The sequence below is a fragment of the Zavarzinia sp. genome (genome assembly GCF_041650655.1).
In the GTDB taxonomy this organism is placed as follows: domain Bacteria; phylum Pseudomonadota; class Alphaproteobacteria; order Zavarziniales; family Zavarziniaceae; genus Zavarzinia.
On record NZ_JBAZKR010000162.1, the window covers coordinates 1 to 6,256 of the forward strand.

Below are 6,256 nucleotides of genomic sequence, written 5' to 3' on the forward strand. Positions count from 1 at the left end.
TTATGGAGGTTTGCGGCGGCCACACCCATTCGATCTTCCGCTATGGGCTCGAAGGCATGTTGCCGCCCGAGATCGAGTTGATCCACGGGCCGGGCTGCCCGGTCTGCGTGCTGCCCATGGGCCGGGTCGACGATTGCGTCGCCATCGCCGAGCGACCGGAAGTGATCTTCACCACCTTCGGCGATGCCATGCGGGTGCCCGGCTCGAAGAAGAGCCTGCTCCAGGCCAAGGCCGACGGGGCCGACGTGCGCATGGTCTATTCGCCCATGGATGCGCTCGCGCTCGCCCGGCGGAACCCGTCGCGCGAGGTGGTCTTCTTCGCCCTCGGCTTCGAGACCACCATGCCCTCGACCGCGCTCACCGTGCTCCAGGCGGCGGAGGAGGGGATCACCAACTTCAGCCTGTTCTGCAACCACATCACCATCGTGCCGACGATCAAGGCGATCCTCGACAGTCCGGACCTGCAACTCGACGGGTTTCTCGGCCCCGGTCATGTCTCCATGGTCACCGGCACGGCACCCTATCAGTTCATCGCCCGCCACTATGGCCGGCCCCTGGTGGTCGCCGGCTTCGAACCGCTCGATATCCTGCAGTCGATCTGGATGGTCCTGAAGCAGATCCGTGACGGCCGTGCCGAGGTCGAGAACCAATATGCCCGGATCGTGCCGGAGGACGGCAATGCCGCGGCCCTGGCCGCGGTCGGGCAGGTCTATGAACTCCGCGAGTTCTTCGAATGGCGCGGCCTCGGCTCGATCGACCATTCCGGTGTCCGCCTGCGCGAGGCCTACGCCGCCTTCGATGCCGAGCGGCGCTTCGCCATTCCCAATGTGACGGTGGCCGATCCCTCGTCCTGCCAATGCGGCGAGGTGCTGAAAGGCGTGATCAAGCCCTGGCAATGCAAGATGTTCGGCACCGCCTGCAACCCGGAAACGCCGCTCGGCGCCCTCATGGTCTCGTCCGAGGGGGCCTGCGCCGCCCATTATCAGTTCGGTGGCATCCATAGCCGGCGCGGCGCCGCCTGAGGAGGGGCCATGCACGAATTGGCCATCACCCGGAACATCGTGGCGATCGCCGGCGAGGCGGCCCGTGGCCGCCCCATCCGCACGGTGACGATCGAGGTCGGCGCCCTCGCCGGGGTGATGGCCGATGCCATCGCCTTCTGCTTCTCGGTGGTCGCGGAAGGGACTCCGGCCCAGGGTGCCCGGCTCGACATCGTCGCGGTGCCCGGGCGGGCGCATTGCGCCGATTGCGGCGCCGACTTCGACACGCCCGACCTGTTCACGTCCTGCGCCTGCGGCTCGCGCCGCTCGACGCGGCTCTCGGGCGAGGAACTGAAGATCAGATCGATCGAAATCGAGGAGGCGGACTGATGTGCACGGTTTGCGGATGTTCCAGCGGCGCTTCGGCCACCATCGTCGACCTGCGCCCCGGCCACCACCATGATCACACGGAGGGGCACGACCACGGGCGCGATCACGACCATGGCCACGACCATGATCACGGGCACCATCATCATCCGGCCCCGCCGGTGGGGGACAGCGGCCTGCTCGAGCTGGAAGCCCGGGTGCTGGCCAAGAACGAGGCCCTGGCGGCGTGTAACCGGGCCTGGTTCGCCGGGCGCGAGATCCTGGCGTTGAACCTCGTCTCCTCGCCGGGGGCGGGCAAGACCACGCTGCTGGAGCGCACGATCCGCGACCTCGGCGACCATCTGCCGATCGCCGTGATCGAGGGCGACCAGGCGACCACCAACGACGGCGAGCGGATTCGGGCGGCTGGCGCCCCGGTCGTTCAGGTGAACACCGGCACCGGCTGCCATCTCGAGGCCGACATGGTGGCCCGCGGCCTGGCCAACTTGCGCCCCGCGCCGGGCACCGTGGTGATGATCGAGAATGTCGGCAACCTGGTCTGCCCGGCGCTCTTCGACCTCGGCGAAAAGGCCAAGGTGGCGATCCTCTCGGTCACCGAGGGGGAGGACAAGCCGCTGAAATATCCCCACATGTTCCATGCCGCGGCGGTCATGGTCCTGAACAAGATCGACCTGCTGCCCCATGTCGATTTCGATGTCGACAAGGCGATTGCGGCGGCACGCAAGGTCAATCCGGGGATCACGGTGTTCCGCGTCTCGGCCCGCACGGGCGAGGGCCTGGCCGACTGGTACGACTGGCTGCTCGACGAGGCCGCAAGGGCGCGCGAGGCGGCCTTCGGCGGCATGGAGCCGGCACCGCCGGCCCGCGTTCAGGGCGTCGGCGAGCGGCCGATCTCGGCCGGGTCGAAGGGCGTGGTCTGATAGATCTGGTTGATCCAGTTGCCGAACAGCAGATGGGCGTGGCTGCGCCAGACGTTGCGCGGCGGCTTGGCCGGATCATCGTCCGGGAAATAGTGGGCCGGGACCGGGCCCTGGTCGCGCGCATATTCCTGCGCCAGGGTGCCGGTGTCATATTCCAGGTGGTTGAACATGTGCAGCGCGCGGTGGGCCGGATCGTCGATCAGGCAGGGGCCGGTCACCGCGCTGTCGATCAGGATCTCCAGGCTGCTGCCGGCCGGAATGTCCTCCCGCCGCACTTCGGTCCAGCGCGACACGGGGACCGAGAATTCGTCGGCGAAACCGCGCAAATAGGGCGAGGCAGGCGCGAGGTTCCGGTGCGGGAAGACGCCGGACGCCTTATGCGCCAGTTCATGCTTGGGAATGCCGTAGAAGTGATAGAGGGCGGCCTGGGCGGCCCAGCAGATGTTGAAACAGCCGTGCACATGGCTCTGCGTCCAATCGAAGATCTGGCGCAGTTCCGGCCAATAGCGGACCTCTTCGAAGGGCAGTTTCTCGACCGGGGCGCCGGTCACGATGAAACCGTCGAAACGTTCCTCCACCACGTCGACCCAGGGGCGGTAGAAGGCGGCCATGTGATCGGCCGACGTGTTGCGCGTGACGTGATCGGTGATGCGGACGAGCGAGAGTTCGATCTGCAGCGGCGTCGCCCCCAGCAGGCGGGCGAGCTGGGTCTCGGTGTTGATCTTGTTGGGCATCAGGTTGAGGAGGCCGATGCGCAGGGGACGGATATCCTGGCGCACGGCATCCGCCTCGCGCATCACCACGACGCCTTCCTGTTCCAGGGTCTGGCGGGCGGGCAGGCTGTCCGGGATCTTGATCGGCACTTGGCGTCGCTCCTGTTCCGGGGCCGACGCTTCGTGGCTTGTTCCGCTTGGTTGCCGGCTTGGCCACATCCTCCTTGCGGAGTGCCACCTTGCCCGGATTGGCAGGTTGGCGTTGGGCGTCGCCCCAACTCTCGATGCGTGGTCAATGTAGGACGGCGCGGCCCGTCAGGCAACCGGCGGGATGGCAGACCCGACGAGATTGGGCCTCATGGCCTCCGGCAGAGGCCGTCGTGCCGTCAGGCGTATTGGTCGACGACAGTGCCCATGCCGGCCGGCGCCGCCGGCACGGCATCGAGCGTCTCGATCAAGGTCTCGACCGCCTTTCGCTCGAAATCCGCATTCTGCTTGACCATCGCCAGGGATAGCTCCGACTGCCCCTTGGCCTGGAGAAAGGTCACAGCCTGCGTCGCGATATCCATGATGCTGGGCCTTCTTTTCACGTCGAGCGGCGGCGGGACGGATGCGCTGCGGAGTGCGCCGACGCCTGCCGCTGCCGACCATTTGGCCCCATTTCCCGTAAACGGACTCTTAAGCCTCGCAGGCATTCCGCCGGTGGCTGATGCCTCCAGCGTTGAACTTCGCGCCCCGACAGGCTATATGTGGTCACATGTGACCATATTGGTGAGGGGCGCTATGCTGACCATCAACCTCAGAGACGCCAAAGCCGGATTTTCCAGCCTTGTCGACGAAGCCGTCAAAGGAGAGATCGTGACCATCACCCGTCACGGCAAGCCCGTTGCGGCCTTGGTCTCGGTCGAGGCGGCGGAGATCGTGCGCAAGGCGCTCGAACGCAAGCGGGCGGGCCTCGTCAGCTATCTCAGGACGTTCCCCGGCGAAGAGTTCGAGCGCAATCGCACGCCGTCGCGGAATGTCGAGCTTTGAGCGGCTATCTTCTCGACACCAACATCGTCTCCCTGCTGGCCCCGTCGAGGACGGAGGCATCGGCGGACTTCCTCGACTGGCTGGATCGCATGGACGCCGAAGGCCGGCTGTTCCTGTCGGTCGTGTCCATCCATGAAATCGAGAAGGGCATAGCACTCCTCGATCACAAGGGGGCGACGGCAAAGGCGGCGAGCCTGACAGCATGGCTCCGCGGTCTCGTCTCCACCTATGACGACAAGATCCTCGGTTTCGACGCGCAGGCTGCCGCGATCGGCGGGCGGTTGGAAGCGAGGGCGCTCGCGGCCGGTCATGACCCCGGCATGGCCGATGCCATCATCGCCGGTATCGCCGCGGCGCATGAACTCGTCATCGTCACCCGCAACACCAGGCATTTCATACCGTTTGGTGTCGCCGTGTTGTCGCCCGACGAGGCCCCTGTCGAAGGGGAGCGGAAATAACCGCTTCGGTTTCCACACGATCCCTTCGCCGCCGCCCGGTCTTCGCCCATCTCGACTGCCCGCCAGCGCGTGCAGTCGCGGGCGGAAAGGTCTGGATCATCGGATCGAAACCCGGATTCTCCAGACACTCACGGCAAAAAACTGCGAAATTTCAGTGCCCGCGGACGGCACTGCCAATGGCGGAGTCGGAGGGATTCGAACCCTCGATAGGGGTTTAAGCCCCTATAACGGTTTAGCAAACCGCCGCCTTCAGCCGCTCGGCCACGACTCCGGAGGGGCTTCTTTAGCGGCCCCGCCCAGCGAAGTCAAATCCTACACGGTTCGCTTGAAGTGGTAGCTGGCGATATGCAGGCCGCGGGCGAAATAGAAGCCGTGGGCGGCGAAGCGCTGGACGCCGGAATCGAGATCCAACTCCTTGCAGCCGAGGCGCTTCGCTTCCTCGAGCAGCCAGGCGATCAGCACGCTGCCGTCGCCTGTGCCCCGCCGGGCCTCGGTCGTCACCAGGTCGTCGACATAGAGCTTCGGCCCGGCATAGAGGGTCTCGTAGATGCGGAAGCCGGCGACCGCGACGGGCGTGCCGTCGGCGCCGGCGCGCCAGACCAGGCGGAAGCCGTCCTTCCGCATGCGGGCGGTGCGGGCGACCAGGTCGTCCGGCCCCGCCAGATGGGGGCGGAGCTGGGCGATCACGGGGAACAGGGCCGCGACCTGCGTATCGGTCGTGGCTTCGAAGACGTCTTTGCTCATCAGCGGGCTTTCTGTCCGAACAGGACCTTTTTCGCTTCTTCGTCCATGGGGCCGACGCGGCGCAGCTCTTCGCCGACGGCGAAGCCGCGCTTGACCGCGGGGCGGGCCTGGATCGCCTCGAACCAGCGCTTCAGGTTCGGGAAATCGGCCAGGTCCTGGCCCTGGTTCTTGTGCGGCACGACCCAGGGCCAGGCCGCCATGTCGGCGATCGAATAGGCGCCGGCCAGGAAGTCGCGGTCGGCCAGGCGCTTGTTCATCACGCCGTAGAGGCGGTTCACCTCGTTGGTATAGCGGTTGATGCCGTAGTCGATCTTTTCCGGCGCATATTGGCGGAAGTGATGGGCTTGGCCGGCCATGGGGCCGAGGCCACCCATCTGCCAGAACAGCCATTGCTCGACCTCGACCCGGGCGCGTTCGTCCTGCGGATAGAACTGCCCGCTCTTCCGGCCGAGATATTGAAGGATGGCGCCCGATTCGAAGACGGAGAGCGGCGCGCCGCCGTCCGCCGGCGCGGTATCGACGATCGCCGGCATCCGGTTGTTGGGGGAGATCGCCAGGAAGGCGGGCTCGAACTGCTCGCCCCGGCCGATGTTGACCGGCTTCACCTGATAGGGCAGGCCGGTTTCTTCCAGCATGATGGTGATTTTCCAGCCGTTCGGCGTCGGCCAGTAATGGAGCTCGATCATCGCTGCCTCCCTGGTTGGCGCTGGAACCATAGCGGGGCCGGGCGCCCGGCGCGAGAGGGGCGGATGCAGGCCTGCCTGCGCCAATCCGCGCGTGGCGCCGGGTGCCGGCTTCGGCCAGACTGGCGAATGGGGATCGTGCGTCACCGAAAGCCCGCCGCCATGACCGAAACCGCCAGTGCCGTCGAAGATCCCGCGCTCGAAGCCGCGATCGCGACGCTGACCCGTGCCTTCTACGAGCGGGCGCGCCAGGACCCGCTGCTCGGCCCCGTGTTCGACTCCCTGCTGATCGACTGGGACCATCACTTCGGCATCGTGTCGGATTTCTGGTCCAAGGCC

General features: G+C 66.4%; 9 protein-coding genes, 1 tRNA gene and 1 riboswitch. Of the genes, 5 read left to right on the forward strand and 5 right to left on the reverse strand.

Annotated features, from left to right (window positions below; translation table 11 throughout):
* The 3 genes from hypD to hypB all read left to right on the forward strand — a co-directional run.
* Window positions 1-1,022 (forward strand): hydrogenase formation protein HypD (hypD, locus tag WC493_RS21170; RefSeq protein ID WP_373068267.1); only part of this gene is annotated, 1,022 nt, incomplete at its 5' end.
* 9 nt (window positions 1,023-1,031) lie between these two features.
* Complete coding sequence (locus tag WC493_RS21175; RefSeq protein ID WP_373068269.1) at window positions 1,032-1,370, forward strand: hydrogenase maturation nickel metallochaperone HypA; 339 nt, start codon at window positions 1,032-1,034, stop codon at window positions 1,368-1,370.
* On the forward strand, window positions 1,370-2,287 hold the full coding sequence (hypB, locus tag WC493_RS21180; RefSeq protein WP_373068271.1) for a hydrogenase nickel incorporation protein HypB: 918 nt from the start codon (window positions 1,370-1,372) through the stop codon (window positions 2,285-2,287). The genes WC493_RS21175 and hypB overlap by 1 nt, the downstream gene beginning before the upstream one ends.
* On the opposite strand, the gene metA is transcribed toward hypB, so the two are convergent.
* Both metA and WC493_RS21190 read right to left on the reverse strand, forming a co-directional pair.
* Window positions 2,236-3,150 carry a homoserine O-succinyltransferase gene (gene metA / locus WC493_RS21185; protein ID WP_373068273.1) on the reverse strand — a complete coding sequence of 305 codons (915 nt, stop codon included), beginning with the start codon at window positions 3,148-3,150 and terminating at the stop codon, window positions 2,236-2,238. The two genes, hypB and metA, sit on opposite strands and share 52 nt — an antisense overlap.
* 37 nt (window positions 3,151-3,187) lie before the next feature.
* A riboswitch (SAM-I-IV-variant riboswitch) is annotated at window positions 3,188-3,293 on the reverse strand.
* 93 nt (window positions 3,294-3,386) lie between these two features.
* Window positions 3,387-3,569, reverse strand: a complete 183-nt coding sequence (locus WC493_RS21190; RefSeq protein ID WP_373068275.1) for a putative motility protein — start codon at window positions 3,567-3,569, stop codon at window positions 3,387-3,389.
* Window positions 3,570-3,783: 214 nt separating this feature from the next.
* Here WC493_RS21190 and WC493_RS21195 point away from each other — a divergent pair, with 214 nt between their 5' ends.
* Together WC493_RS21195 and WC493_RS21200 are read left to right on the forward strand one after the other, a co-directional pair.
* The gene (locus tag WC493_RS21195; protein ID WP_373068277.1) at window positions 3,784-4,032 is read left to right on the forward strand and encodes a type II toxin-antitoxin system Phd/YefM family antitoxin; all 249 of its coding nucleotides are present in this window, start codon (window positions 3,784-3,786) and stop codon (window positions 4,030-4,032) included.
* Window positions 4,029-4,490 carry a PIN domain-containing protein gene (locus tag WC493_RS21200; RefSeq protein WP_373068279.1) on the forward strand — a complete coding sequence of 154 codons (462 nt, stop codon included), beginning with the start codon at window positions 4,029-4,031 and terminating at the stop codon, window positions 4,488-4,490. Before WC493_RS21195 ends, WC493_RS21200 begins: the two co-directional genes overlap by 4 nt.
* 177 nt (window positions 4,491-4,667) lie before the next feature.
* Here WC493_RS21200 and WC493_RS21205 read toward each other — a convergent pair.
* From WC493_RS21205 to WC493_RS21215, 3 genes are all read right to left on the reverse strand, one after another.
* Window positions 4,668-4,761: transfer RNA gene (locus tag WC493_RS21205), tRNA-Ser, on the reverse strand.
* A 41-nt stretch (window positions 4,762-4,802) separates the two neighbouring features.
* Entirely contained in the window at window positions 4,803-5,234 is a 432-nt protein-coding gene (locus tag WC493_RS21210) for a GNAT family N-acetyltransferase (RefSeq protein ID WP_373068281.1), read from the reverse strand.
* The gene (locus WC493_RS21215; RefSeq protein ID WP_373068283.1) at window positions 5,234-5,920 is read right to left on the reverse strand and encodes a glutathione S-transferase N-terminal domain-containing protein; all 687 of its coding nucleotides are present in this window, start codon (window positions 5,918-5,920) and stop codon (window positions 5,234-5,236) included. The genes WC493_RS21210 and WC493_RS21215 overlap by 1 nt, the downstream gene beginning before the upstream one ends.
* Window positions 5,921-6,256: the final 336 nt, after the last annotated feature.

Excerpts from the sequence above, each read along its gene's own strand:
- WC493_RS21175 (WP_373068269.1), top strand. The coding sequence starts at position 1,032 with ATGCACGAATTGGCCATCACCCGGAACATCGTGGCGATCGCCGGCGAG.
- hypB (WP_373068271.1), top strand. The coding sequence starts at position 1,370 with ATGTGCACGGTTTGCGGATGTTCCAGCGGCGCTTCGGCCACCATCGTC.
- WC493_RS21190 (WP_373068275.1), bottom strand. The coding sequence starts at position 3,569 with ATGGATATCGCGACGCAGGCTGTGACCTTTCTCCAGGCCAAGGGGCAG.
- WC493_RS21195 (WP_373068277.1), top strand. The coding sequence starts at position 3,784 with ATGCTGACCATCAACCTCAGAGACGCCAAAGCCGGATTTTCCAGCCTT.
- WC493_RS21210 (WP_373068281.1), bottom strand. The coding sequence starts at position 5,234 with ATGAGCAAAGACGTCTTCGAAGCCACGACCGATACGCAGGTCGCGGCC.
- WC493_RS21215 (WP_373068283.1), bottom strand. The coding sequence starts at position 5,920 with ATGATCGAGCTCCATTACTGGCCGACGCCGAACGGCTGGAAAATCACC.